The 26,069-nt window shown below is 46.5% G+C and carries 24 protein-coding genes; 5 read left to right on the plus strand and 19 right to left on the minus strand.

All coding sequences use genetic code 11. The features are described from left to right. Positions 1–58 precede the first annotated feature (58 nt). Together KJS52_RS06100 and KJS52_RS06105 are read right to left on the minus strand one after the other, a co-directional pair. Positions 59–1,144, minus strand: coding sequence for a GntR family transcriptional regulator (locus KJS52_RS06100; RefSeq protein ID WP_213513874.1), 1,086 nt, complete (start codon positions 1,142–1,144; stop codon positions 59–61). Between the two features lie 109 nt (positions 1,145–1,253). Beyond that, positions 1,254–2,309 carry a LacI family DNA-binding transcriptional regulator gene (locus KJS52_RS06105; RefSeq protein WP_213513875.1) on the minus strand — a complete coding sequence of 352 codons (1,056 nt, stop codon included), beginning with the start codon at positions 2,307–2,309 and terminating at the stop codon, positions 1,254–1,256. A gap of 139 nt (positions 2,310–2,448) precedes the next feature. Between KJS52_RS06105 and KJS52_RS06110 the strand changes: the two genes are divergently transcribed. Further along, positions 2,449–2,964 (plus strand): Spi family protease inhibitor, encoded by a 516-nt coding sequence (locus tag KJS52_RS06110; protein ID WP_213513876.1) that lies wholly within the window; start codon positions 2,449–2,451, stop codon positions 2,962–2,964. 333 nt (positions 2,965–3,297) lie between these two features. Here KJS52_RS06110 and prkA read toward each other — a convergent pair whose 3' ends face one another. Continuing rightward, a complete protein-coding gene (gene prkA / locus KJS52_RS06115) occupies positions 3,298–5,193 on the minus strand; it encodes a PrkA family serine protein kinase (protein WP_213513877.1) in 1,896 nt (631 codons plus the stop codon). Between the two features lie 223 nt (positions 5,194–5,416). On the opposite strand from prkA, the gene KJS52_RS06120 reads away from it, so the two are divergent. Then, the gene (locus KJS52_RS06120) at positions 5,417–6,133 is read left to right on the plus strand and encodes a DUF2161 family putative PD-(D/E)XK-type phosphodiesterase (protein ID WP_213513878.1); all 717 of its coding nucleotides are present in this window, start codon (positions 5,417–5,419) and stop codon (positions 6,131–6,133) included. Here KJS52_RS06120 and KJS52_RS06125 read toward each other — a convergent pair. From KJS52_RS06125 to trmL, 3 genes are all read right to left on the minus strand, one after another. Further along, a complete protein-coding gene (locus tag KJS52_RS06125) occupies positions 6,117–6,635 on the minus strand; it encodes a hypothetical protein (RefSeq protein WP_213513879.1) in 519 nt (172 codons plus the stop codon). The genes KJS52_RS06120 and KJS52_RS06125 overlap by 17 nt on opposite strands. A gap of 376 nt (positions 6,636–7,011) precedes the next feature. After that, the gene (locus KJS52_RS06130; protein WP_213513880.1) at positions 7,012–7,263 is read right to left on the minus strand and encodes an AbrB/MazE/SpoVT family DNA-binding domain-containing protein; all 252 of its coding nucleotides are present in this window, start codon (positions 7,261–7,263) and stop codon (positions 7,012–7,014) included. 119 nt (positions 7,264–7,382) lie between these two features. Next, positions 7,383–7,847: a tRNA (uridine(34)/cytosine(34)/5-carboxymethylaminomethyluridine(34)-2'-O)-methyltransferase TrmL gene (trmL, locus tag KJS52_RS06135; RefSeq protein WP_213513881.1), complete on the minus strand. Its 465-nt coding sequence runs from the start codon at positions 7,845–7,847 to the stop codon at positions 7,383–7,385. 181 nt (positions 7,848–8,028) lie between these two features. Here trmL and KJS52_RS06140 point away from each other — a divergent pair, with 181 nt between their 5' ends. Then, positions 8,029–8,745, plus strand: coding sequence for a response regulator (locus tag KJS52_RS06140; protein WP_213513882.1), 717 nt, complete (start codon positions 8,029–8,031; stop codon positions 8,743–8,745). Between the two features lie 73 nt (positions 8,746–8,818). On the opposite strand, the gene serC is transcribed toward KJS52_RS06140, so the two are convergent. Both serC and KJS52_RS06150 read right to left on the minus strand, forming a co-directional pair. Beyond that, positions 8,819–9,910: a 3-phosphoserine/phosphohydroxythreonine transaminase gene (gene serC / locus KJS52_RS06145; protein ID WP_213513883.1), complete on the minus strand. Its 1,092-nt coding sequence runs from the start codon at positions 9,908–9,910 to the stop codon at positions 8,819–8,821. 378 nt (positions 9,911–10,288) lie between these two features. Next, positions 10,289–10,588, minus strand: coding sequence for an AbrB/MazE/SpoVT family DNA-binding domain-containing protein (locus tag KJS52_RS06150; protein ID WP_213513884.1), 300 nt, complete (start codon positions 10,586–10,588; stop codon positions 10,289–10,291). Positions 10,589–10,811: 223 nt separating this feature from the next. Here KJS52_RS06150 and KJS52_RS06155 point away from each other — a divergent pair, with 223 nt between their 5' ends. Further along, entirely contained in the window at positions 10,812–11,396 is a 585-nt protein-coding gene (locus KJS52_RS06155) for an RNA polymerase sigma factor (RefSeq protein ID WP_213513885.1), read from the plus strand. Then, positions 11,386–12,138: a DUF4367 domain-containing protein gene (locus KJS52_RS06160; RefSeq protein ID WP_213513886.1), complete on the plus strand. Its 753-nt coding sequence runs from the start codon at positions 11,386–11,388 to the stop codon at positions 12,136–12,138. Before KJS52_RS06155 ends, KJS52_RS06160 begins: the two co-directional genes overlap by 11 nt. 61 nt (positions 12,139–12,199) lie before the next feature. Here KJS52_RS06160 and KJS52_RS06165 read toward each other — a convergent pair whose 3' ends face one another. The 11 genes from KJS52_RS06165 to KJS52_RS06215 all read right to left on the minus strand — a co-directional run bounded on the left by KJS52_RS06165 (position 12,200) and on the right by KJS52_RS06215 (position 26,023). Continuing rightward, the gene (locus KJS52_RS06165) at positions 12,200–12,679 is read right to left on the minus strand and encodes a hypothetical protein (RefSeq protein ID WP_213513887.1); all 480 of its coding nucleotides are present in this window, start codon (positions 12,677–12,679) and stop codon (positions 12,200–12,202) included. A 123-nt stretch (positions 12,680–12,802) separates the two neighbouring features. Then, the gene (glnA, locus tag KJS52_RS06170; protein WP_213513888.1) at positions 12,803–14,227 is read right to left on the minus strand and encodes a type I glutamate--ammonia ligase; all 1,425 of its coding nucleotides are present in this window, start codon (positions 14,225–14,227) and stop codon (positions 12,803–12,805) included. 359 nt (positions 14,228–14,586) lie between these two features. Beyond that, positions 14,587–16,416 (minus strand): ABC transporter ATP-binding protein, encoded by a 1,830-nt coding sequence (locus KJS52_RS06175; RefSeq protein WP_213513889.1) that lies wholly within the window; start codon positions 16,414–16,416, stop codon positions 14,587–14,589. Then, positions 16,397–18,202: an ABC transporter ATP-binding protein gene (locus KJS52_RS06180; protein ID WP_213513890.1), complete on the minus strand. Its 1,806-nt coding sequence runs from the start codon at positions 18,200–18,202 to the stop codon at positions 16,397–16,399. Before KJS52_RS06180 ends, KJS52_RS06175 begins: the two co-directional genes overlap by 20 nt. Positions 18,203–18,355: 153 nt before the next feature. Then, on the minus strand, positions 18,356–19,345 hold the full coding sequence (locus tag KJS52_RS06185) for an ABC transporter ATP-binding protein (RefSeq protein ID WP_213513891.1): 990 nt from the start codon (positions 19,343–19,345) through the stop codon (positions 18,356–18,358). Positions 19,346–19,383: 38 nt separating this feature from the next. Further along, entirely contained in the window at positions 19,384–20,166 is a 783-nt protein-coding gene (locus KJS52_RS06190) for an ABC transporter permease (protein WP_213513892.1), read from the minus strand. Then, positions 20,163–20,972, minus strand: coding sequence for an ABC transporter permease (locus tag KJS52_RS06195; RefSeq protein WP_213513893.1), 810 nt, complete (start codon positions 20,970–20,972; stop codon positions 20,163–20,165). The genes KJS52_RS06190 and KJS52_RS06195 overlap by 4 nt, the downstream gene beginning before the upstream one ends. Further along, positions 20,969–22,159, minus strand: coding sequence for a serine hydrolase domain-containing protein (locus tag KJS52_RS06200; protein ID WP_213513894.1), 1,191 nt, complete (start codon positions 22,157–22,159; stop codon positions 20,969–20,971). The genes KJS52_RS06195 and KJS52_RS06200 overlap by 4 nt, the downstream gene beginning before the upstream one ends. 80 nt (positions 22,160–22,239) lie before the next feature. Further along, positions 22,240–23,388, minus strand: a complete 1,149-nt coding sequence (locus KJS52_RS06205; RefSeq protein WP_213513895.1) for a serine hydrolase domain-containing protein — start codon at positions 23,386–23,388, stop codon at positions 22,240–22,242. 439 nt (positions 23,389–23,827) lie between these two features. Beyond that, positions 23,828–24,892, minus strand: coding sequence for a 3-deoxy-7-phosphoheptulonate synthase (gene aroF, locus KJS52_RS06210; RefSeq protein ID WP_213513896.1), 1,065 nt, complete (start codon positions 24,890–24,892; stop codon positions 23,828–23,830). A gap of 183 nt (positions 24,893–25,075) precedes the next feature. Next, the gene (locus KJS52_RS06215; protein WP_213513897.1) at positions 25,076–26,023 is read right to left on the minus strand and encodes a 4-hydroxy-3-methylbut-2-enyl diphosphate reductase; all 948 of its coding nucleotides are present in this window, start codon (positions 26,021–26,023) and stop codon (positions 25,076–25,078) included. Positions 26,024–26,069 lie beyond the last annotated feature (46 nt).

The raw sequence follows: 26,069 nt of genomic DNA on the forward strand, positions 1-26,069 counted from the left end.
CTTTATATAAAGATTAATATATATTAATATAAATTTATATATTAAATTCAGTATAAAATTAGCTGCTCCATACGTAGGTTACCGGAATAATCATACGCTGTGCTTCATAGTTTCCTTGTATTTGCTGCATTAGCAGCTCTATCGTAATCCTGCACATCTCATCCTCATTTTGCCGAATATAAGACACACCTGGCAGGTCTGGCGGGTCAAATGTCATGATCTCAAGCTCGCATGGAACCTGTTTTCCCAAACGCTGTGCGGCTTGATACGTATAATGGCACAGCTCCGTGTTGGCAGTAAACACTGCAGTGATCTGGGGGTGGTCAATGAGAAACTGATTAATCAAATGCGCTGCCTGTCCGGACACGATTCTTTCCAGTGGCAGTAAGCACCACACATTTTTATCGATCGATTGTCCGCGCTCCAGATAGGCTTGCTCAAAGCCTTGTGCTCGCTCATCAGTAACAGAATTCGTAATTTCAGGTGAGATGAATGCGATGGAATGATGGCCCTTATTAAGCAGGAAAGAGATCGCTTCTCTTGTTCCCGCTACATTGTCGGAGCTGACGCTGTACGTTTTCACTTCCTTTAGAAAACGATCAATCAGTACAAGTGGAAAGCGATCCAGCGATAAACGCAAAATAGAATCATTGTACATTTCATTCTCTACAGGAAAAATAATGAGGCCGTCCACTCCCTGCCGCAAAAAAGACGAAATAACTGCGGATTCCTCCTCCTGCGATTCACGCGTAATCCGCACCATTAGCTCAAAGCCATGCTGCGAGGCATATTTCTCAATATAGTCCAGAAACCTTTGGTCTACCTTAGTTTTCATCGTTGGCAGCACCAGCCCGATTCGCCCACTTTTTGCGCTGAGCATATGATGCATATTCCAGCCTTCAATAGCTTTAGATGCAGCATCCTCTGTTTGATCTGCGACAAATGTTCCTTTTCCTTGGACTCTAATTAGCAGCCCTTCTTCCATTAAGCCGATTAACGCATTTTTACTTGTAATCTGACTTACGCGATACGTTTCGGACAGCTCCTTTTCAGAAGGAATACGATCTCCTTCACGCAGCTTGCCGATTGCAATCAATCGTCGTATATCACGTTGGATTTGTTTATATAGAGGCAAAGTCTTCATTGCAAGATAACCTCCTTATACTTAGTATATTAAATATATGTTTATACTATATTTATATACGAAGTAAGCAAATAAAAAAAGAGATTCTAGAATCTCTTTTACGAAATCATTATTGTTCTTGCTCAATATACAACACTTCGATATATTCACGCCTTGGCTTATAATGGCCTGCCAGCTGTTCCAGCAGCAAGCTGACTGCAGCTCGACATATCTCATCCTCCTGTTGCCTGACATACGCAAAAATGTGTTCGACATCATCAAAACTGCTGTGAAGAACAGAATGTCGCCCTTTTGCATGAAGTGCTCTTTTCACGACTTCCGCTAGATATGCATTTACAGTAAAGATGGCTGTAAAATGCGGTTGCTCCTCTATAAACTGCTTTATTTTCTCTTCAGCACTTCCCGACTCGATCTCGTGCAGGGAAAGCAAGCACCATAACGATTTGTTGATCGACAACCCGTAGTCTATAAACGCCTGCTCATAACCTTTGGCACGCTCATCCGTTGCGGTATTGGTGATTTCCGGGCTAATATAGGCGATCTGAGTATGCCCACGCTCAAGCAGCTTCGTAATGGCGGTATGTACCCCAACCATATTGTTAGAACTGACGCTATACGCCTTAATTTCTTTCAGGTAACGGTCAATCAACACCATTGGATAGCGATCAAGCGTAAGCCGCAATATGGCATCACTGTAGCTTTCCTGCTCGACTGGAAAAATAATAAAGCCTTTCACACCACTATGGCGAAAGCGCTCAATTGCCTTGCTTTCCTCAAGCGCTGACTCGCGTGATATACTGACTATTATATTCAGCTCAGACTTGCGGCAATAGTTTTCAATACCGTCCAGCAGCCTCTGATCAATCTTTGTTTTCATCGAAGGCAAGATAAGTGCTACAACATCAAGCATTGGCTTGTCCCGTTTCAAGCTGTCTGGTATAGCTGCAGGCTGTGTCTCCTTAACAAAGGTTCCTTTGCCACGCAGCCGTTCGACATACCCTTCCGCAGCAAGCAAATTCAATGCATGCTTAGACGTAATTTGGCTCACACCATAGCGCTGCGCCAAATCCTTCTCCGTTGCAATATAATCTCCCGCCTGTAATTTTCCTTCTTGTATTTGAGCAATAATATCCTGCTTAATACGCAAATACAATGCCTCGACCATTAATTAACCCTCATCTCATCCTGTTTATTGTATATTTAGTATATCTTAATTTTACAAGGTACGAAACGCTTAGCTATAATTAAGAGGGCTGCGAACGATCATAATTAAGAAGCCAGGTGCTGGGGGAGTGTGGTTGATCATGAAACGCCTAAAAATTATTATATTAGTCGTGCTGGGGATCATTTTCATATTAGCTGGAACGCTTTGGCTGCAATATAAAAAGCTGAACGCTTATCAACTATCTCCTGAGGAAGCGATGCAGGTAATGGAGCAATTTGTAGCCGAATCAGATTGGAGCAACGGGGAAAGCATTCTGCAAGAAAAGCTCTATCATCTAAACAATAAAGTGAATGCGTACCTGTTTGTTCATAAGGTGGCTGGAAATACGACGCAGTATGTCATTATTTCAGCTTCCAAAACGACCCCGCCTATACTTGAATACAGCGCTAATCTACCACCTGCAAAATCAGACCCAAGCTTGAAGGGCTTTTATATAGCACCAAATATCGTATATGAAAAGTCGGCATTCACTTTGATAAGCAAAAGAATCCATATGCTTCCTTTCTTGATTCCGCGCTTGTTTGAATGGAATATAGAAAAAAGAGCACAGAAGTACAAGCCCAACTGGGATTATTACTTAACGGTGGACAGTTGAGCTGAGCCACGACCTATAACGCAGCAACGATGTTCAAGCAAATGTCAATAATCCTTCAAGGTTTTGTGCTTTTTTTGCAGCAAATCGATATGTACAGTGCTGCGTCGTTACGTTAATCTTAAACATAATAGAATTGCCAAGGAAGGAATTGAAAGGGGAGAGAACAGTAAATATGGTAATGCCGATCATTTTAGTAGGATGCTTTATCGCTTCACTTGCCGTGCTTATGATCGCCGGAAAGCATATCATCGCTGAAGATGAAAAAGGCTAGCATGTTGCACAAGCAGCACTAAAGGCGGAGCCTGGAGAATACTCCTTGCTCCGCCTTTATGTTTATCGATTGAGTAAGCTGCCGACATAACGCAGCAGCTCATTGGCGCATACCGGGCAGTAGCTATGCTCGTCAATCAGTCTTGCTGACACTTCATTAATTCGCTTCAACTGGTTTTCATCAGGAGTTTTCGTGCTTGTCGTAATTTTAACGATATCCTTCAAATCAGCGAACAGCTTTTTCTCAACCGCTTCACGCAGCCGCTCATGGCTTGTAAAATCAAACTTTTTCCCTTTGCGCGAATACGATGAAATCCGAATCAATATTTCTTCACGAAACGCTTTTTTTGCATTTTCCGATACGCCGATCTGCTCTTCAATTGAACGCATAAGCCGTTCATCCGGCTCCATCTCTTCCCCGGTTAACGGATCTTTAATTTTCGCCCAATTGCAATACGCCTCGATATTGTCCAAGTAGTTTTCAAACAACGTTTTGGCAGATTCCTCGAACGAATATACGAACGCCTTCTGCACTTCTTTTTTCGCCAGATTATCATATTCCTTGCGGGCAATCGAAATAAAGTTCAAATAGCGCTCGCGCTCCTCCTTCGTAATCGAAGGATGCTGATCCAGCCCATCCTTAAGCGCGCGCAGCACATCGAGCGCATTGATGCAGGCCATATCTCCTTTAATAAGCGCACTGGAAATACGGTTAATGACATAGCGCGGATCGATGCCTGACATGCCTTCTTCCACATACTCATTTTGCATTTCCTTCAAATCCGCTTCCTTGAAGCCTTCGACCTCTTGCCCATCGTACATGCGCATTTTCTTTACGAGATCCATGCCTTGCTTTTTTGTTTCCTTCAAGCGCGTTAAAATCGAGAAAATCGCTGCGGCACGCAACGCATGTGGCGCAATATGCACATGCTTCATATCGCTTTGAGAAATAAGCTTGCTATATATTTTCTCTTCCTCTGTCACATTCAGATTATACGGAATCGGCATTACAATCATGCGCGACTGTAATGCTTCATTTTTTTTGTTGCTAATGAACGCCTTATATTCGGTTTCGTTCGTATGGGCTATGATCATCTCATCTGCTGAAATAAGCGCAAATCTGCCCGCTTTGAAATTACCTTCCTGTGTCAAGGATAGCAAGTTCCATAAAAATTTCTCATCACATTTCAGCATTTCCTGAAATTCCATAATGCCGCGATTGGCCTTATTCAGCTCGCCATCAAAGCGATAGGCGCGCGGGTCCGATTCGGAGCCATATTCAGTAATCGTGGAGAAATCAATGCTGCCTGTCAAATCAGCAATGTCCTGCGATTTCGGGTCAGATGGGCTGAAGGTACCGATTCCGACACGATTATCCTCGGAAATAAATACCCGCTCCACGCGCACCTCTTCAATGTTGCCATTGTACTGCTCTTTAAGGCGCATTTGGCAGCTCGGGCATAGATTGCCCTCTATGCGAACCCCCAGGCTTTCTTCAACCTCGCGCCGCAGCTCAGTTGGAATAAGGTGCAGCGGCTCCTCATGCATCGGACAGCCTTCAATCGCATACACGGCGCCTCTATTCGTCCGCGAGTAGCTTTCAAGGCCTCGCTTCAGCATCGTCACTAGCGTTGATTTGCCGCCGCTAACAGGGCCCATCAGCAGCAATATGCGCTTGCGCACATCCAGGCGTCTTGCAGCCGAATGAAAGTATTCCTCCACCAGCTTTTCAATGGCACGATCCAGTCCAAATATTTCCTGCTCGAAAAATTTGTACCGTTTCACTCCATTTTCTACTTCTACCCCGTGCGACTCGATCATCTCATAAATTCTTGCGTGTGCCGTCATGGCTGGAGAGACATCGCTTTTTAGCAGCTCCACGTACTCCTTAAAAGTACCTGACCAGGCTAATCGTTCACTCTCTGCCTGATACTCCGATATTCGTTTGAATATATCCATCCTTTGCCTCCTCCCAATCACATTAGACGCGATTCCTTCTATTATCTCCGCTTGAGAGATCGCTTTGCTGAACTTCTTAAAGAGCGCATTCTGGACTATGTTTAAAGTGTATGCTTCGTACAGGTGGATATTGCCCTTTTTTTTGAGAAATAGCGCGAGCTATCCAATACTGGGACAAGCTTTGCTATAATAGAAGGGAATGATTTAAGGTGGGAGTCGGAACATGGCCATTGATAAAGAAGCTCAACTATATGAGCCAATCAAATTATACTTTACGGCAAAAGGGTACGAGGTGAAGAGCGAGGTCAACCATTGCGATTTAGTTGGCGTTCATCAGCAAAGCGGCGAGGTTATTATCGTAGAAATGAAAAAAACGTTCAACCTGGCCCTGCTGCTGCAAGGAGTAGAACGTTTGCGTCTCGGCGCTACTGTTTATTTGGCGGTAGAGCGAAACCGAAAAAAATCGGGTGCGGTTAATCAGCGCTTCTCGGATCTGGCCGAGCTATGCCGCAGACTTGGCATCGGGCTGCTGACTGTTATTTTTTATGCGACCAAGGCTCCTGTTGTTGAGCTGCTCTGCGCCCCTGGAGATGCTCCAGTACGCGGCAACAGGCCGAGCAAGGGCAGACGGCTAATCTACGAGTTTAAGGAGCGCAGCGGCGATTATAATACCGGAGGCAGCCATGCGCAAAAGCTCGTCACCGCTTACCGCGAGCGCGCACTGCGCTGTGCCGAGGCGCTGTACCGTGTGGAGCAGGCCTCTCCATCCCAGCTCACGAGACTGACTGGAGTTCGCAGTGCGGGCAATATTTTGCGGGACAACCATTATCACTGGTTTAAGAAGCTTGAACGCGGCATTTACGGCTTGACTGATGAAGGCAAGCAGGCGTTGCAGGATTACAAAAATGTGATCGAGGGCTGGACTAGCTTCTCCCCGTAAACTCACCGATCAGCTCATCCAGCTCCTCAATAAATGTCTCGAGCTGCTGGTCAGCCAGACCGTGGACGTCCAGCTCCAGCTGCGCAGGCTGCTGCGCTGCTTCAGCCAACCGTTCAGCACTGAGCGCCTTATATGGCCGATCATTCCTTTGCAGAGCTCTTAATAATAGCGTGCTGGGCAGCGCCTCAGGCAGCTCTACCCAAAGCCGGGCATCCTGCTGTCTTAACGTCGTTATATGCTTGCTTTTGGCGCACGCTTGCTGCAGCTGACGATAGGTACGCTGATGTTGCTCATTTGCGACGCTTCGATTGGCTGCTGGCGATGAGGCCTGCGCCTGCTGCTGGTCTAATGGGACGGCTGCTTCCTTTTGAACTACAGCTTCGCCATTTTGTTTGCCGGCAGCTGCTGCTGGTTTGCTGGTCGCGGCTCGCCGTACTTGACGCTTGCGTGCAGCTGCAAGCTGCTGCTTCCTCTTTTGCTTAGCTTGATCCTTTTTTGCCAAGTTATTCACCTTCCTTTCCTTACTATACTCATATCCAAATCTATCCATAATGTTCTTACTTTTTGAAGTTTTCTTTTTGGAACACCTTGGTTATAATAAGGGTAGGTTATGGAGGTGCTAACAAAATGACGTTTTGGATTGTGATGACTGTTCTTGTTTTATTTTTGACCGCGATTCTTACGAGCTCTTATAATGATGATAAAACAAGCGGTCTGTAAGCCTTCATCGAGCAGCAGGGGGCTCCTTGCCCCCACGCTCTCACATTGGATGATGATCTCCCTCTAATATATGTATTTATGCGGCAAATAAGCATATATAAAAAAAGCAACGTCTCTTTGTTAGAAAAGAAACGTTGCTTTTTTTGTTGCCAGCCTAATTATGCCTGCTTCATCTGATCCAGTTCAGCCATGCAAACATTACATACATACTTTTCCTTGAATTCTGCAACCTCTGCCATAGAGCCGCAAAATACACATTTTGGGCGGTAGCGCTCCAAAATAATATGATCTCCTTGGACGAAAATCTCCACTGGATCTCCTTCGTTCATCAAATAGCGTTTACGAAGAGATTTAGGAAGAACGATCCGTCCTAGTTGATCTACCTTTCTAACCACTCCTGCTGGTTTCATCATGTCACCTCTCTTATGTCTCATTTTGCAAGTATTTCGAGGGAAAACCATGCTTTTTTCTTTTTCGACAAATATAAACAAAATCCTTCAAGTATATTAAAATAAGTTTTACCAAATTTTTATTTTAAATTATGAAATCCAGTTTGCCGCAGTGCCTCGTATAAAATCGCGCAGACGGAATTGGACAAATTCAAGGAGCGAACCGCATCCGTCATCGGCATTTTCATGCATGTATCGAGATTGCTGTAGATCAGCTCCTCCGGCAGCCCTTTCGTCTCCTTGCCAAACACTAAAAAATCTCCGTCCTTGTATGTGAAGTCGGAATAATATTTTTTGCCTTTCGTGCTGGCGTAATAATAGGTCGCATCTGGATATTTGCTTTGCAGCTCGGCAAATGAGTCATGGTACTCGATATGTACAGCATGCCAATAATCCAAACCAGCGCGCTTCAGCTGCTTGTCATCCGTGCTGAAGCCAAGCGGACGCACCAAGTGCAGATGGGCGCCGGTAGCCGCACAAGTCCGCGCAATGTTTCCTGTGTTAGCTGGTATTTCTGGTTCGACCAGAACAATATGAAATGCCATGTTCCATTCTCCTGTCTCTGTTCATATTCTCTTTACAATTCAAGCTTTTTTTACACTTACTTTACAGAACGTTAATTCTTAGCAGATTGTTATCCCTCATAATGACTAATAATACGTGTTTCATGTATCTTCAATAGTGTCAATGAAAGTTCATCCTCTTGGATGTAAAGGAGTGCTTCCCATGCAAAAAAAAATATTGATCGTGGATGACGAGCCTTCAATCTCCAAACTAATCGAATTTAACTTAAAGCTCGCTGGCTTTGAAGTCATGTGCGTAGAAGATGGAGAGGCTGTTTTTCGATCCTTGCGAACGTTTCGCCCTGATTTAATTATACTCGATTTAATGCTGCCAAAAATGAGCGGTATTGAAGTATGCCGCATGCTGCGCGACCAAAACAATGCTGTTCCCATTATTATGCTAACCGCTCTACACGACGTTGCCGACAAAATCAACGGATTAGATAACGGCGCTGACGATTATATGACAAAACCGTTTAGTCCGCAAGAGTTAATTTCACGAATTACGGCAATTTTCCGTCGTCTTGACACATTGCCAAGCTCAATTAAAGAAGAGCAGTATCAAATTGGCCAGCTTCTTATCCTTGCCGATCAGCGACAGGTCTATTTGAACAATGAAAGTGTTGAGCTGACGCCTAAAGAGTTTGAACTGCTGCTATTTTTATGCAAGCATGAAGGCAAGGTGCTAAGCCGTCAGCAGCTGCTGCATGGCGTATGGGACTATCATTTCTTAGGAGATACCCGAATTGTAGATGTCCATATTAGCCATTTGCGCGAAAAAATCGAGCGCAATGCACGCAACCCGGAATATATTACGACCATTCGCAACGTCGGCTACAAGCTGCAGCGGCCGCGCATCAATGCCAGCTCCATAAGCTGATTTCAAGTAAGCCAAGCACACAAAAGACCGCTTAGTCTCGATGAGATAAGCGGTCTTATTATATCATATCAACTTAGGCATTGCGTGCCTGGAATTCTTTCATAAATTTAGCTAGCGCCTCACAGCTTTCCAGCGGAACAGCATTATAGGTTGAAGCGCGCAAACCGCCAACATCTCGATGGCCTTTCAAGCCAACAAAGCCAGCAGCTTCGGATTCCTTAACAAATTTTTTCTCGAGCTCTTCGTTTTTGCCTTGAATGCGGAATGTAATATTCATAGGAGAGCGATCTTCTTTATTGGCACAGCCTTCATAGAAGCCGTTGCTTTCATCAATCACATCATAAATGAGCTTTGTTTTGTTAAGGTTGTATCGCTCAACTTCCGCCAAGCCGCCTTTAGCCTTAATCCATTTCAATACTAAGCCGACCATGTAAACCGCAAAGGAAGGCGGTGTGTTGTATAAAGAATTTGCTTTCGCGTGCGTGTCGTAACGAAGCATGGTTGGAATGCTCTTAGGACTTTCGGCGATTAGATCTTCACGTACAATAACTACAGTGACACCAGAAGGACCAAGATTTTTTTGTGCGCCTGCATAAATTAAGCCGAATTTGCTAACATCTACCGGACGGCTCAAAATATCGCTGGACATATCCGCAATTAGCGGTACATTGCCTAGCTCAGGGAATGCTTTATATTGCACGCCGCCAATCGTTTCATTGGATGTCACATGCACGTAGGCTGCATTTTCCGGAACAACAATTTCAGAAGCTTGCGGAACTCGCATGTAGCTGTCTTCTTTCGAAGAAGCCGCTATTACCGCCTCGCCGACCGTTTTAGCCTCTTTGATCGCTTTGCCAGCCCATGCGCCTGTATCGACATATGCGCCGACTTTACCCTCGGATAGAAAGTTCATTGGAATCATAGCAAATTGTGTGCTTGCTCCGCCTTGCAAAAATAAAATTTTATAATTGTCAGGAATGTTCATCAGCTCACGCAGCAGATCCTGCGCTTCTTGATTTACTTTTTCATACGTTGCACTGCGATGAGACATTTCCATCAATGCCATGCCAGCGCCATCGTAGTCGATGAATTCGGCCTGTGCCTGCTGAAGCACCTCTAGTGGTATTGCCGCAGGGCCAGCGTTAAAATTGTAAGCACGTGTCATTAACTTTCATCCTTTCTAAGTAACACCATCAATATCTTAAACTATATCAACTTTGCTTCGTTCCATCAAGTAGAAACGTCTCACTCTATCAAAAAAACTCGAACATATTTCGATAAAGTTGTGTAAATATTCGTGTTTTAACGTGAAATTATTCACATGTTTTAGTATAATACAGGAATGATGTTTTGTGAAGCGTTAATGTTGCGATATAGATCAAACGATGAAATGGCGTTATAAAAAGAAAAAGGGGCTGCCAAAAAAGCCAGTAAAGCTGACTGAGTTTCTTTATGATAGTATTCCATGACTGCATTCAATCGACTCATTGCCTTTTCCCGCTTTTCCCCTCTCGTTCCAGTCAATCTTTCTTAACAGATACTGTCACTGATGCTCTGTTTCGAGTCTCGCAGCACTTTCCAGTATCCTCTTCCGATTCATCTTTACATCAAACAAACATGAACTGCAAACGAATTTCCCGGAAAAGTATGACAGTTGATCGGTCGATTCACAAAACAAGCATTGCTGCGCTCGATATTTGCATAAGGCAATTATTTGCCGTTGTTCATCGACTAAAATTTCGACCGCATCTCCTTCCTGCACCCCTATGACACGTCGCAGTTCAATCGGCAAAACAATTCGCCCCAATTGATCAACTTTTCGGACAATGCCTGTGTTCTTCAATTCATATCCCTCCAAAATAACGAACAATTTTGACCCTATTATTAAGACGAGCCTTTTATAAGTTTCATAACGCTTTCCAAAAAATTTTTCTTTTTTTCATCTGCCACTGGATATGATTCATATTTGTCTTAATGCTCCGATTCCATTACTATGATAAGTAAGAAGGTTCCCAGCATTTTTATAAATTTACAATTTATTTCGGGTAATATTTTAGGGGGTACAAATGGAGGAACAATGGTGGCTATTATTTGAAACAGAATTCGATGCCTTAAGCTATGATCTTCAGCGTTATCTATACGATTCGTTTTTCCAATTTGCCTATAAAGAGATTATCTATTTGCTCAAAGATCATACACTTGCAGAAGACATCATCCAGGAAGCGTTTTTGAAAGCAACTGCCAAGCGCCACCAACTTAAAAATGCAGCTTCCGGCAAGCAATGGGTCCGGCGGATAATCCGTAACCAGATGCTCGATTCGATAAAAAGCAAAAAAAATCGTCATTGGACGAACCTGGAGGACGTCTATAAAGTAAATGTAAAAGATACTTCCACTTTGGAAGCAGCCGCCAGCGTCGAGAACGACGTTGAAGATGCATTGCGAAACCAAATGCTTCACGAGGCTATCATGGAGTTGAAGGAAGAGTATCGCACCCTACTTATAAAATACTATATGGAAGAAAAGCCATATAAGGAAATTGCCCTTGAATTAGGGATCAGCGAACAAGTCATTGCGCAGCGCCTATTCCGTGCCAGAAAAAAATTACTTGGCCAATTCTCAAAAAAATGGGGTGATAACGATGGAGAATGAAAAGTACGAAAAATTACTGCATGACCTGCAGCAAGACATTGAAGTTCCGGACAGTACACCATCATGGAATGCGCTCCAACCAAAACTAGAACGCCGGAAGCGTCGAAAGAGGCTTATCCGACGCATGAAAACTGTAACCGGACTTGTCTGTGCCTCTTTGATCGTCAGCGTATTGATTGGCGGCGGACCTCAACGGACATATGCCTACATTTCTGAGTTTTTTAACGATGTCATTCAGATTTTCTTGCAAAAGTCCGCTGATGATCCGGCTTCTGCCCTTACCGTGCCCCCACCAGCATTTGAAGAAAATCAGAGCGGCAGCGGCGACGCCGAATTAGCGAAGCCGGAGAAGGTTACATTGGAGGAAGCAAAGCAAAAGCTGGCCTTTCCCCTCCTGTTGCCGTCTTATGTGCCGGAACAGCTAGAGCTTTCAGACATCCGGATTTTCAAAGATACCGACGGCCAGTTCCGTGCAGCTTACCTGGAATATGCGAATGCGGCTGGAGCGTTAGTGAAAGTCAATCAACGCCTGATTACAAACAACAGCTCCATTATGATGGAGGTTCAGGAAGGGGCCGGAACGATTAAAGACGTTATGATTGGCGAGCAATACCCGGGCATTCTTGTCGAACTCTCCGATGGTTCAGTTTTTATGGAATGGATTGCATCGGACATAAAAATGCTCCTGTCCGGGCCATTAACCGAAACGGAAGCATTGCAGTGGGCCGAGGCCTTCCACTAGGGCGTGTAGGATACACGCCCTAGTAAAAAAGCCAAGCAGTTTATGACTGCTTGGCTTTCATTTATAGTGGAAGCAAGAGAGAACCAGAGTATCGCGTACCTGATTCGTACACATCACCATGAGTAATCCAGTGTGATGATTTTGTCCTGTAATAGTATCCCTTGGCCACCGAAGTGAGAATATGCGACTGGTACGTATAAGCCGAATCGCTATCGATAGCGGGCGTCCCACTAATGACATCGATCCATACCGATCCCGTCCATCGTTGCAGAGTCAATCCAACTCCGATTTCATCCACATGAACGGTAGCGGCCGTATCGCCCCAAATGTTTAACCTACCGTTGGATAGCTCCGATATGTATCCTGCCCCCCGTTCCAGATACGAAAAATTAGGATCAAATAGCGTCAATGGCTGAATTAGACCAGGCGGCGGAGCTGTTAAAGCTCCCGGCTCAATGTGTGAAGCAGCTTGGCCTTGGATCGGCAAAACGATCAGCCCTAGCAAAATAAGTGAAAGCCCTAGCATTGCAATCTTCTTCATAGGTCCATCCCCTTCTAAATTTCTTTCTATATATAGACGATGGATGAATCACGAATATGACTAAAACTAGAGAAAAAAAATGCTGAACGAGAAAATTTGGGTTTCCTCGTTCAGCATTTTTAATTACACGTTGAAGTAAAGGTTGAATTCATGCGGATGAATACGAATTGCAACTTGCTTCGCTTCATTGCGTTTGAATGCAATGTAGTTCGCGATGAAGTCTTCAGAGAATACGCCGCTTTCTGTCAAGAAGGCAGAATCGGACTCAAGCGCATCCAGTGCTTCTTCCAACGTACCAGGTACGCTGCGGATTTCTTTTTTCTCATCATCAGACAGCTCATAAATGTTTTTGTCGAATGGTCCGTAGCCAAGTGCAACTGGATCAAGACCTTTCTTAATTCCGTCAAGACCTGCTAACAGCATTGCAGCAAATGCAAGGTAAGGGTTAGCAGTAGAGTCTGGCGTACGGAACTCAATGCGGCAGCCTTTTGGCGAAACAGCAGCAATTGGAATACGTACTGCTGCAGAACGGTTGCCTTTAGAGAATACCAGGTTAACTGGAGCTTCATAGCCAGGAACCAGACGCTTGAAGGAGTTTGTACTTGGGTTAGTCAACGCAATTAGCGCTGGTGCATGGTAAAGAATACCGCCAATATAGTTCATTGCAAGCTTGCTCAGGTTGCCGTAAGCGCCTTTTTCGTAGAACAAAGGAGTGTCGCCATCGAAAATGGAGCTGTGAACGTGCATACCGCTGCCGTTGTCGCCAAATAGCGGCTTAGGCATAAATGTAGCAACCTTGCCCCATTGCTTCGCAACGTTTTGCACGATGTATTTATATTTAATAAGATTGTCAGCTGTTGTAGTCAATGTGCTGAAACGGAAGTTGATTTCAGCTTGGCCTGCAGTAGCAACCTCATGGTGATGACGCTCAACCTTAAGGCCCGTTTCTTCCATAATACGAACCATTTCAGAACGGATATCTTGCTGAGCATCAGTAGGTGCAACTGGCACATAACCGCCTTTAACAGCTACTTTGTAGCCAAGGTTTCCGCCTTCTTCTTTACGGCCAGTGTTCCAGGCAGCTTCCTCGGAATCAACAGAGTAGAAAGAAGAATTCATATTGTTTTCGAAACGAACATCATCAAAAATGAAGAACTCGGATTCTGGAGCGAAAAATGCTGCAGTACCTACGCCGGATTTTTGTAGATATTCTTCTGCTTTTTGTGCAATACTACGAGGGTCGCGGTCATAACGCTCACCAGCAGGTGTAAAAATATTACACATAATGTTAAGTGTTGGATGAAGCGTGAAAGGATCAACAAATGCAGATTCAGTATCAGGCATCATTACCATATCGGATTCTTCAATTCCACGGAATCCAGGGATCGAAGATCCGTCGAATGCTACACCGTTCTCGAACGTTTCTTCGTTAACCTCGCTAACTGGCAATGTGATGTGATGAACTCCGCCGTTAAGACCGATAAAACGGAAATCCACAAACATGATGCTGTTCTCTTCAATTGTTTTAAGAATTTGTTGAACTGACATAAATAAATCCTCCATTTCCGAACAATCAGATGTAAATTTTTAATAATGTTCAATTTCTCGTTTACTTATGTTGTCATTATAAAACTCTGAAAAAACATCGTCAATACTCATGTAAGGTATTTTTTACGCAGATGTTAGCTTTATTCACAAACCTAACATGGACAGAAAAATCCCGTAAAATCAACACTTTTCACGCTTTAACCCTCTTTGTAAGCGTTACCTTTCATTCCACTTTGCACAAAAAATATGTGTAAAAGTACAAACGAAAACGTATACATTAGACACTTAAAAATAGCAAACAAAAACGCTGTCTCCAGGAATCCCCGGAAACAGCGCTGCAAGCTCAGTCTAATTCTCTCTTAAATGGTTATTTTTGCTTTGTCTTTTCCTTGTGCGTAGTCAATCATTTCCTTATAATGACCACCAAGCTTCAGCAGCTCCTGATGCGTGCCTTGCTCGATGATTTCCCCTTTGCTCATTACAATAATTTGATCTGCGCCCATAATGGTAGATAAGCGATGGGCAATAACAATTGTCGTACGCCCTTGTGAAACAAAATCAAGCGCTCGACTAATTAATTGCTCAGTTTGCGAATCAAGATTAGCTGTAGCCTCATCCAAAATAAGAATGCGCGGCTGAAACACTAATATTCTTGCAAATGATATCAATTGCCGCTCGCCCGCTGACAAACCGCTACCCTTCTCTGACAGCCGCGTATCATAGCCCTCGCTCATACGCTCAATAATGAGATCTGCGCCAATAAAGCGGCAAGCTTCAATCACTTGCTCACGTGTTATTGATTCGTCAAAAAGCCGAACATTATCCAGCACGCTGCCTGTAAACAGATAGGGCTCCTGCTGCACCAGACCAACGATGCGATGCAGCTGCTGCTGCGGCAGCGATTTGATCGAAATTCCGTCAATTGTAATGTCCCCTTGCTGCACATCGTAGAAGCGGCAAAGCAAGCTGATTAGCGAGCTTTTGCCTGCGCCCGTCGAGCCCACGACACCAAGCATTTGTCCACCTTTAATCGTTAAGTTTAACCGCTTAATGACTGGCTCGCCTTCCTTATAGGCAAATGATACGTTGCGAAATTCAATTTCACCTTTAGCTGCCTGTTCGGATAACGGCTTAGCTGCTGCCGCATCCTTAATTTCAGGCTCAACCTCCAAAATGCTCCATATCCGCTGAATCGCGACAGTCGCGGCTTGCAGCGTATTCCATTGCTGCGTAATCGTATTAATAGGCTGAAAAAACATGCGGATATACGTAATAAAAGCATACAGCACACCAAAGGCCAGCGTCTCGCCTAAAACCGCTTGCCCGCCAAACCAGACAATGCATGCAATCGCAACATTGTTCAGCACCTCAAAGGTGCGGTTGAATAACACATTCGTGCGAATTTCCCGCAAATTGGCGCGAAAGTATGAATTATTTTTCTCGTTAAACTGCTTGCTTTGTTCACTTTGCTGATGAAATACTTGAATCAGCGGCATCCCTGCCAAATTTTCCGCTGTAAAGGCAACAAGGCGAGACAATCTCGTTCTGGCCAGCTGATACGTTTTGCGCATATAGGTCCGAAAAGCGATGGCGATTACCGCAATCACCGGCAACAGCAGCAAGCTGTACAGCGTCAGTGTCACATCCAGCTGAAACATCATCACCAAAATAAATACAAGGGTGAAGCCATCTCTAACAATGCTCTGCACGACTTGATGGAAAAACTGGTTAACCGCTTCCGTATCGCTCGACACATGTGTGATAAGGCTGCCGCTTGGCACACGGTCAAAATACGACATTGACAGCTTCGTAATATGCTTGAACAAGCGCTTGCGAATACTTGCCACAATGCTTTGACCTGCTTTTTGCAATAAATTGTTGGAAATATAAGAGAACAGCAGGCTCGTAATCGATAGCAGCAAGTAGAGACCGCCAATCAGCAGCAAGCTGCGAAATTCAGCTTGCCCTGCCATTAAATGATCGTCGATTGCCAGCTTTAGCAAATATGGCTGCAGCAGCTCGCCGCCAATTGCGATCAACGTACAGATCGTAAAAGCTAAAAAGGTATACTTGTGCTCCAGCATGTAGCTGGACAACACTCGAAAGCTGGAGCGGTATTTAGGCTTTTCCTTCGGCTCGTTCGCATCCGTCTTTTGATCCATTTGCCAATTACGAATCTCTTGTGCCATTACGCGTCCCCTCCTCCTGCAGCTCATACAGTGTACGATACAGCCCTTCCTGCTGCACAAGCTGCTCATGCTTGCCTTGCTGCACAATGGTTCCTTGATCGAGAACAATGATCTGGTCAGCCTGCTTCAACGCGCTGACCCGGTTGGCGATTATGATCGTCGTACGGCCTTTTCGCTGCTTGGCGAGATTATGCAAAATCTCGGCCTCCGTAATGGAATCCACTGCGCTGACACTATCATCAAGAATTAATAGCGGAGCCTTTTTAATCATCCCTCTCGCCAGGCTGGTGCGCTGGCGCTGCCCGCCAGACAGTGTAATGCCTCGCTCCCCTAGTGTCGTGTCAAAGCGCTTGGGAAACTCCATAATGTTATCGTAAATTTTCGCCTGCTTCGCCGCCTCGATTACCTCTTCCTGCTCGATGTCGCGCTTGGAAAAAGCGATATTTTCCCGAATGGTCGTACTAAACAAAAAGCCGTCCTGCGGCACGTAGCCGATATTTTCCCGCAAGCTGGACAGCTTGAGCTCGCGAATATCTTGCCCGCCATAAAATATCGTATTAGGCGGCGGGTCGTAGAGGCGCAGCAGCAGCTTCATCAGCGTCGTTTTCCCGCTTCCTGTCCGCCCGATAATGCCGAGCGTCGTGCCTGCTGGAATCGATAAGGCGATGTTGCGCAAAGCCATATGCCGATTGCCGGCATAGCTGCGCTCTTCATCATTCACTTCTTCCTCAGCAGCCAGCTCCTCATAGCTGAAGGACAGGCCGCGCAGCTCAATGCTCATATTGTCCAGCGGCAGCTCCTTCGCATCCTCAAGCTGTACAATTTCCTTCTTTTCAGCCAACAGCGCATTAAGCCGCTCAAGCGAGGCTCGCGCCCGCTGCACAACATTAATGACATTGCCCAGCTGCTGCAACGGCGTCATCAGCATTCGCACATAAAGCGTTAGCGCAACAAAGCTGCCGAGCGTAATCGTACCCTGCAGCGTCAAGTAACCGCCATATACCATCGCTACAATTAATGAGAGCGAGCCGAGAAAAGGAATCGTCGCTTGAAACAGCGACGACATTCTAACGAGCCGCAGCTGCCGATTGCGAATCGTATCGACCGTTTCGCCAAAGCGCTCATTCATGATCGATTCGACGGCAAAGGTCTTCGTAACCCGTATCCCGGCAAACTGCTCCTCGGCGCTTGCGGTCATCGCGCTTAGCGCTTCCTGTACCTTCATCGAACGGCGCTTGATGATCGGCCCGATCCATACAACAATAACCGGAATAAGCAGCAGCGGCACAATACAAATCATCACTAGGTAAAGCGGTACGTTGGACATCAGCAGCATCGTAATTGTTGAGATCAACAGCATCGTCGCATTCGCTGTCTGGTTGATACCTTGAGAAATCGATTCACGCACGGCAGTCACATCATTCATAAAATAGCTAAGCAGCTTGCCAACCCCGTGATTCGCATAAAAGCGCTCGCTTAAATCAAGAAAATGATGATACAGACGCCGGCGGTTCATAAACTCGAAATATCTGCCTGTGTACATGACCAAATACTGCGCAATGCCCCCGAGTACCGTAAAGCAAACTCCGATCAGCAGCAGCGCCCAGCCAGCCTGCACGATGCCCTCCCATGTCAGCTGTTTAAGCTGCAGCTGATCTGTAAACTCTCCCAGCACACGCGGAAACTGCACATGCACAAGGTTAGCCAGCCCATGCAATACAATCGAAATTACGTAGGCAAGCCATGTCTTCTTGAAAAACTGGGCAATTATGCCTTGAGAATCCAATTCTACATCACTTCCTAAGCTCGTATTGACATCCTATCTTAACTGGTTCGAGAAAGGTACGCACACTTCCTTCTCATATTTATTCATAGTTAAGTATATTTATTTCATACGAGTCTCATGATTGCAGCTCTTCCTGTACGGACACGTCAATCTCTATGCATGCTCCTTTGCATGATCTGTCGTATACAGCTGCTTCATTACGGCCTCGATTGGCAGCGCCTCGATCGCCATATCCAATATGCCGTAGCTTTCGTTAAAATGCGAAATAAACGGCTTAAGCGGCAGTACATCTGTATCAATTTCCAGCTCAAGCTCGAGCGGCCCGCTCCTTTGCAGCAGACGCAAGCCAGGCGGCAGCTCGTCTGGCACAGGCTGCTCGGTTGTAAGACGAACCGATTTTTTCGCTCCTAATCGGCTTCTCAGACCGCTCAGCGCATCATCCACGACAATTTTGCCATGATTAATAACCATGACGCGCTCGGCCAGCAATTCAACGTCCTCCAAATCATGAGTGGTCAAAATAAAGGTAATTTTCCGCTCGTTCATCCTTCGAATAAAGCTGCGAATGCTTTCCTTGGCGATCATATCCAGGCCAATCGTCGGCTCGTCCAGAAACACAAGCTCTGGCCGATGCAGCATCGCCATTATAAACTCGCATTTCATACGCTCGCCCAGCGACAGCTGCCGCGTCGGCTTTCTCATAATATCGCCAACCTGCAGCAGCTCGACCAGCTCATCCAGCGTCTCGTTATACTCCTTGTCCGGCACGCCGTAGATCGCCTTATTCATATAAAAGGCATCGGATGGCGGGATGTCCCAAATCAGCTGTGATTTCTGACCGAACACCGCGCCAACTCTGCGAACATATTGTCTGCGCTGCTTCCACGGCACCAAACCAAGGCAGGTGACCTCTCCTGCCGAAGGATGCAGTACGCCTGTCAACATTTTCAATGTTGTCGATTTGCCAGCGCCGTTGGGTCCCAAAAAAGCGACCATTTCCCCTTGCTCGATCGTAAAGGAAATATCGTCAACCGCTCGAATCTCCTTCATCGGACGATGGACGAGCGTTTTTACAACCTCGCGCAGCGTGTGACCGCGTTCAAAGGTTGTGTAGGTTTTACTCAAATGCTTTACTTCAATCATGTCAACACCCCGTGCCTTCCACAACTACGCACAAGCCGTCAGCCGCCTGCGCTCGTATAATTTTTCAGCATGCGATTCCAGTACCAGATCCCGACCAGCATAAGCAGCGCCGCTGATCCAAGCGCCCACAGCGACCCCCAGCCGCTTCTGCCAAGCAAGGCGCTGGCGGGAACAAAGGCGATCAAGCCAATTGGCAGCACATAGGTTAATATATTTTGCATCGTCTTGGAAAAAATCGTACCGGGATACATGCCAAAGCCCGTCATTGCATCAAAAATATCAAATACTCTGCTGCTGCCCACCCAGCGAAACAGCAAGCCGGATAGAAAGAGAGACATCGCGCATAAAATGGCAATTGATGCGATAAACAATAATGCAAATTGCAGCCAGGATGTCCAGTGAGGTACGACTACGCCGCTCAGCGCAAAGCCGAACAAAACGGCGCCGCTCAGCAGGCGGCCAAAGTCTTCGGGATCAAAGCCAAGCAGCATCGCCATAAGCATAGCAGGCCTTGGACGCAGCAGCAGCAAATCAAAGGTCCCTTCACGCACTTGAGAAAGCGTAGTGCCGATCATTCCGAAGAAGAAAGGAAAGGCAATCCCCTTCGCCAAAACAAAAACCGCCTGCACAAGCAGCGCTTCGTGCAATGACCAGCCCGGGAATGAAGCGCCAGAGCGATATACGAGCAGCGTTACGAGCGGCACAACCAGATCACCGATCACGAGCAGCAGTACGCTTAAGGCGAAATGGCTGCGATAAGCCATCTGCTCGGCCAGCTTGACGCGTATGACTGCAGCCCAGCAAGCCAACAATTCCTTCATACGCCAACCCCCGTAAACCGTTTTAATGCCGCATGGTACAATGCAAGCGTTAATCCGGCAGTAATTAGTACTGCGAGAGCCTGCAAGCCTACTGCCTCAGCCAGTGACAGCCGTATGCCTGCCAGCTCGTATTCGCCAATATAAACGCGCGTCGGCAAATAAGTAATAAATTGAAAAGGCAGGAAAAACAACAGCTTCTGCACCACCTCAGGAAAAAAGGAAAGCGGCAGAAAGACGCCAGCACAAACATCCTTCAGCAGCAGGAAGACGCGGCGAACGCCTTCTGCCCGTACAAGCCAGAAGGCCGTTAGCCCAACGCAGTAATTAATAAAAAAGTTCATGAAGAAGCTGAGAACAATAGATAGCAGCGCCCAGCCAGGCGAGGCTGGCATCAAATTAACCTGAAACAAAAATAGAAACAGCAGCAGCACCGGCAGCACCTCCACGCCAAGCGCCAACGAACGGTGGCCCAGCTTTTGCGCCAGTGCAAACAGCCAATGCGGCATCGGACGCAGCGCAAAGGTAACAAATTTGCCGCTGCGCACCAGCATCTGCAAGTTCCAGTCCGCAAAGTCAAAAGAAATATAATGAATGAGCGTGGAAACACCAAAGTATGTCAGCATTTGGGCAAAGGTCAGCCCGTTAATCGTTTCCTTGCCTTCAAACATCGCCTGCCATATAAACACCTGCACAAGAAACAATACAGGACCTACTAGCAAGGAAGCGAGCATATGCGAGCGGAAGGCTGCCCATTCTTTATAAGTGACAAACCCGATCGCACGAATCATCGCAAGCTGTCTTTTCAAAGCCACCCCGCCCCTATAATGTTCTGCGTGCCAATCATCGACTCCGGACACCAGTCTGTATTCGAAGGAACGAAAAACAAAATGACTGCATTGCGCCCTTGATCAAGCAGCAGAATGCAGCGGCCTGCTCCTTCGTGACCGAACGTATTCTCGGACAGCCATTCGCCTGCAGGTATGAGCAGCGGCCCAAGCCCGTACGTTTTATCCTTGATCTTGCCGCCCCAGCTAAAAGCATGAATCCCTTTGTCAAGCACGTTGCCGCTCATCTTCTCTACCGATTTGCGTGATAAAATGCGCACGCCATCCAGCTGCCCGCCGTTAAGCAGCATTTGCCCGAAGCGGAACAAGTCCCACAGCGTAGAATAAAGGCCACCGCCTGCGCGAGGTGCATCATAAGCGCCAAGCTTGCTTCGCTCCAGCCGTTTCATTTCATAGTCGTTAATGATGCAAACCTCATGCTGGAGCTCCTCCGGCACCTCGAAAAAGGTTCGCTTCATGCCAAGCGGCGCAACAATATGCTCCATCACATAATGCTCATAGCGCATGCCGCTCGCTCTTGCAATCACTTCTCCCAGCAATGTGTAGCCTGATGAGGAATAATTCCACTCCTCGCCTGGCCGTGAAAGCGGCTTGCCTGCAAGCAGCGCGCGAATCCACGACGTTTGCTTCTGCTTCTCCAGCTGCTCGGATGGAACTGCTGCGCCATCCTCACCCTCCTCCTCAGGCTCAAATGCAAAGCGAATTTGCCCCCAGCCTACTGGATAAGGCTCCAAATAATAAAAGGGGTCCGCCGCCAAGCCTGACGTATGGGTCAGCAAATGCATAATGCTGATTTGCTCAAACATAGGATGCTTGAACTCCTCGATCCAGTCCGCAACGGGCTGACGCAAAAACAGCTTGCCCTGCTCAATCAATTGAAAAATGGCTACAGCAGTAAACAGCTTTGTAATCGAGGCAATGCGGCGGATCGCATGCTGCTTAAACTGGCTGTCAGGCAGCTTGTAATGCAGCTGCCCGGCTGCTCCATCCGCAAATACTTGCCCATTGCGCGAGAGCAAGTAAGACGCACATTGAATTTTATCGCTCTCAATAAGCTTGGCGAAGTGCTGCTCCAGTCGCTGCACAACATCCTCTGAATATCCCGCTTCCTTGCAGCTGATCCTTGTCGGCTCTGCAGTTATCGTCATCGATAATCCCTCCAATAAAATGAATTAAAGTTCAAATAAGATCCACATATTGCGAGCAATGCCTTTTTTCAAGCTGCTGCTTAGAGCAGGCCTGACCAGACGATTGCGCGTGGCATCAGCACCGATTCATGCGTATAGCCTACAGGTGATGGAGCGAAAAAGACAAATACAAGCTCTTCTACTGGATCAATAAACAAACCGCAATGGCCGAAGCCTTCATGAGAGTACGTGCCCCGACTGCATAGGTCATAGTGCTCAAGTGACCAGCCTAAACCAAATGGATAATTTTTAATGCTGCTGCCCCAGCCCTGATGGGGAATATCGTGCAGATGGTTGGAGGTTTGCAGCTCAACTGCCCGTTTTGATAAAATACGCTTGCCGTTTAGTTCTCCGCCGTTCAGCATCATCTGACCAAATTTCCATAGGTCATCAAGTGTCGAGAATAAGCCGTTGCCGGCCTTTGGCGGAGCGTCACCATTAATGGGTTTGCCTAGCTGCTCAACCTCCCAGCTGTTCGTAGCGCACACTTCATCATGCAGCTCCTCAGGAACTACGAAAAAGCTTCGCTCCATGCCGAGCGGCAGCAAAATCTCATCCCGTACATAATCCTCATAGCTCTTGCCCGACAGCTTGGCGATAATCGCTCCAAGCAGTGCATAGGCACTTGTAGAGTAAATCCACTCCTTGCCGGGCATGCGCTGCAGCGGCCCAGACAATATTACTTTTATCCAGTTCATATCAGTGCCTTGCTTATCAAACTCGCGCACCATCCACTCAAACCAAGGCAGCGTATAAGGTTCATTATGAAAGCCTGGATCGCCGCGCAAGCCTGATGTGTGGGTCAGTAAATGGAAAATAGTAATCGCTCTGTGCTTATCTGTATCGAGCTCCGGCAAAATACTGGCAGCAGACTGGTGCAAAAACAGCAGCCCGCGGTCGATAAGCTGCCCTATGGCAACCGCTGTAAACGCTTTAGTAATAGAGTAGGTTTTACGAATCGAATCCGGCTTCAGCTCTTCACTGTTTTGATCCGGACGGAGCTTGCCCATCGAACAACGAGCAAATACTTGTCCTTTTCGAGAAATTAAGTAGCTGGCGCCTTGCAGCGTACCTCGATCAATCAGCTTGCTATAATGCTGATTCAGTGCTTCCAGCTTTTGTTCGTCATAGCCGACTTCCTCTGGCTTGACATCAATCCTGCCTTTTTGTATTGTAACGATGTTCGACATGCTTTGGCCTCCTTTAGACGAGCTTCGAGGTAGTTCTAAAAGCTGGACTTTGATGACGATGCGATGCTTCGCAGCGGATTCGACGGCGAATATGTCACGCTAGCGTTAAGATTATGCTTCCGAAGTATGTTTCCTGCGGAAACATTTGAGGTGCTCACGTAGCTTTTGCCTCGCTGCGCTCCTCGCTTTCTAGTATCGTGCCATCTTCTTGGTCCTGAAAGCCCTGCTTTTTGAACCTCGATTGGAAACAGTATTGGAATTACTTAGAAAGTATATGAAAATATATCCATTCTGTCCAGATTAATTTTTAAGTTAATTAATTAACATTTATATGCGAATAAAAAAGCTCCAACTCCACCTTAACGTGGAATTAGAGCTATTCTCAACCTTTTTTCACAAATTCAGACTTAAGCTTCATCGCTCCGAAGCCTTCAATTAGTTACTTCTTCCATGTTGCAAAAGCTTCCTGCGGTTGTTTCTCCGTGTTAAATTGCTTGCCTACGAGCGGAGCCAGCTTCTCCAAGTCCTTCAGCAATGCAGCGAATTGATCCGGGAACAGCGATTGAACACCATCGCCTGTCATTGAATTGTCCGGGTCAGTGTGCATTTCGATAATTAATCCATTCGCTCCGGCAGCCAGTGACGCTTTGGACATCGGCTCGACAAGCTCTCTCCGTCCGGTTCCGTGGCTAGGATCGGAAATAACCGGAAGATGGCTTAAGGATTGCAGCACAGGAATTGCAGATAAATCCAGTGTGTTGCGCGTATATGTTTCAAATGTGCGGATACCGCGCTCGCATAGCATAACATTCGGGTTGCCGCCTGCAAGAATGTATTCTGCCGCATTAAGGAACTCGTCGTATGTGGCGCTAAAGCCGCGCTTCAGCAGCACTGGTGTTTTAATTGTGCCCAGCTTGCGCAGCAAATCAAAGTTTTGCATATTGCGCGTACCAACCTGAAGAATATCTGCATATTCTGCACATACATCTACATATTCCGGTGTCATAACCTCAGTGATCGTTAACAAGCCGTGCTTTCTGCCCGCTTCCGCCATCATCACCAGGCCTTCCACCCCAACTCCTTGGAAGCTGTAAGGGCCTGTTCTTGGCTTGAAGGCGCCGCCGCGCAGCACCTGTCCGCCTGCCGCCTTAACGAGTCTGGCGATTTCATCAATTTGCTCCGGGCTTTCAACTGCGCATGGACCGCCCATTACAACGACGTTGCTGCCGCCAATTTTAACGCCTTTAATATCAATAATCGTATCATCCGGATGGAAATCACGGCTTGCCAGCTTATAGGATTTGGAGATTTTAATTACATTCTCAACTCCCTGCATCGACTTAAGCTGCTCGCCAAGCTGTGGATCAGCCTGACCGATAATGCCGATTACAGTGCGGTCGGTCCCTTTCGATATATGAGCCTGCATACCGTCACGGCGCTCGATGAACGCTACAATTTCATTCAATCTTTCTTCTGGCAAATTATTTTTAGTAATGACAATCATTTCAGTTCTCTCCTCACTTCTTCGCTTTGACGCTTATCCGCTTCGACGCTTTTATGCTTTTATTTGATAAAGTAATCATACTTCTTTTGCGCTTTAGTGTCAACCTCAATTTAATGGTTGCAACAAAAAAAAGGCTGCCAGAATCGTCAGTAAATCTGACAATCCGGCAAGCCTCTTGCAGTGCTATTGCTTTACTTTTATTTTCGGCAAAATTTTGTTCATACTGACGGAGCGCTCAATTGGCCAGGTGGACGGATCATTGTGATCGTACTGAGCCAAATAATCAATAACTTCCTTCGTCAATGCCGTAGGAGTGGAAGCTCCTGAGGTGACCGCTATACGGTCGATGCCTTGCAGCCATTCCTGCTTCAGCTCAGACAAATCAGCGATGCGATACGCTTTGACGCCAGCGATCTCCTCCGACACCTGCGCCAAGCGGTTGGAGTTGTTGCTGCGCGGATCGCCAACGACGATGCAGAGCTGCGCTTCACCCGCCTGATTGGCCACTGCTTCCTGGCGTACCTGAGTAGCCAGGCAAATTTCATTATGCACCTCAGCGTGCGGGAATTTTTCCTTCAGCTTTTCAATGATATGACGAATATCCCACTGCGACATCGTCGTTTGATTCGTAATCATGAGCGGCACATCTTCAGTGAAGCTCAAGCCTTCAATTTCATCTTCCTTCTCAATCAAATGAACCATCTCTGGCGCAACGCCGATCGCGCCCTCCGGCTCAGGATGACCCTTTTTGCCAATATAGATCGTATGATAGCCCTCGGCGCTTTTCTCGCGAATCAGATCATGCGTCTTGGTTACGTCAGGACATGTAGCATCCACCACCGTCAAGCCCTTTTCACGAGCTTTCCTGCGCACCTCTGGCGAGACGCCGTGCGCTGTAAAAATAACGGTACCAGAGTCAATTTTGTCTAATATGTCAAGTCGGTTCGGACCATCAAGTGTAATGACCCCTTCCGTCTCAAACGCCTGAGTTACATGCGCATTATGCACAATCATCCCTAAAATGTAAATAGGTCTCGGCAAATTTTCATTTTTCGCCGTTTGCAGAGCAAGCACCATAGCATCTACAACACCATAGCAATAGCCGCGCGGAGATATTTTCACGATTTCCATTCTTTGCACCTACTCTCTAATCATTGCATTGAACCCTCACTATATA

Source organism: Paenibacillus montaniterrae (genome assembly GCF_018403185.1).
Taxonomy (GTDB): domain Bacteria; phylum Bacillota; class Bacilli; order Paenibacillales; family Paenibacillaceae; genus Pristimantibacillus; species Pristimantibacillus montaniterrae.

Excerpts from the sequence above, each read along its gene's own strand:
- KJS52_RS06100 (WP_213513874.1), bottom strand. The coding sequence starts at position 1,144 with ATGAAGACTTTGCCTCTATATAAACAAATCCAACGTGATATACGACGA.
- KJS52_RS06105 (WP_213513875.1), bottom strand. The coding sequence starts at position 2,309 with ATGGTCGAGGCATTGTATTTGCGTATTAAGCAGGATATTATTGCTCAA.
- KJS52_RS06110 (WP_213513876.1), top strand. The coding sequence starts at position 2,449 with ATGAAACGCCTAAAAATTATTATATTAGTCGTGCTGGGGATCATTTTC.
- prkA (WP_213513877.1), bottom strand. The coding sequence starts at position 5,193 with ATGGATATATTCAAACGAATATCGGAGTATCAGGCAGAGAGTGAACGA.
- KJS52_RS06120 (WP_213513878.1), top strand. The coding sequence starts at position 5,417 with ATGGCCATTGATAAAGAAGCTCAACTATATGAGCCAATCAAATTATAC.
- KJS52_RS06130 (WP_213513880.1), bottom strand. The coding sequence starts at position 7,263 with ATGAAACCAGCAGGAGTGGTTAGAAAGGTAGATCAACTAGGACGGATC.
- trmL (WP_213513881.1), bottom strand. The coding sequence starts at position 7,847 with ATGGCATTTCATATTGTTCTGGTCGAACCAGAAATACCAGCTAACACA.
- KJS52_RS06140 (WP_213513882.1), top strand. The coding sequence starts at position 8,029 with ATGCAAAAAAAAATATTGATCGTGGATGACGAGCCTTCAATCTCCAAA.
- serC (WP_213513883.1), bottom strand. The coding sequence starts at position 9,910 with ATGACACGTGCTTACAATTTTAACGCTGGCCCTGCGGCAATACCACTA.
- KJS52_RS06155 (WP_213513885.1), top strand. The coding sequence starts at position 10,812 with ATGGAGGAACAATGGTGGCTATTATTTGAAACAGAATTCGATGCCTTA.
- KJS52_RS06160 (WP_213513886.1), top strand. The coding sequence starts at position 11,386 with ATGGAGAATGAAAAGTACGAAAAATTACTGCATGACCTGCAGCAAGAC.
- KJS52_RS06165 (WP_213513887.1), bottom strand. The coding sequence starts at position 12,679 with ATGAAGAAGATTGCAATGCTAGGGCTTTCACTTATTTTGCTAGGGCTG.
- glnA (WP_213513888.1), bottom strand. The coding sequence starts at position 14,227 with ATGTCAGTTCAACAAATTCTTAAAACAATTGAAGAGAACAGCATCATG.
- KJS52_RS06175 (WP_213513889.1), bottom strand. The coding sequence starts at position 16,416 with ATGGCACAAGAGATTCGTAATTGGCAAATGGATCAAAAGACGGATGCG.
- KJS52_RS06185 (WP_213513891.1), bottom strand. The coding sequence starts at position 19,345 with ATGATTGAAGTAAAGCATTTGAGTAAAACCTACACAACCTTTGAACGC.
- KJS52_RS06190 (WP_213513892.1), bottom strand. The coding sequence starts at position 20,166 with ATGAAGGAATTGTTGGCTTGCTGGGCTGCAGTCATACGCGTCAAGCTG.
- KJS52_RS06200 (WP_213513894.1), bottom strand. The coding sequence starts at position 22,159 with ATGACGATAACTGCAGAGCCGACAAGGATCAGCTGCAAGGAAGCGGGA.
- KJS52_RS06205 (WP_213513895.1), bottom strand. The coding sequence starts at position 23,388 with ATGTCGAACATCGTTACAATACAAAAAGGCAGGATTGATGTCAAGCCA.
- aroF (WP_213513896.1), bottom strand. The coding sequence starts at position 24,892 with ATGATTGTCATTACTAAAAATAATTTGCCAGAAGAAAGATTGAATGAA.
- KJS52_RS06215 (WP_213513897.1), bottom strand. The coding sequence starts at position 26,023 with ATGGAAATCGTGAAAATATCTCCGCGCGGCTATTGCTATGGTGTTGTA.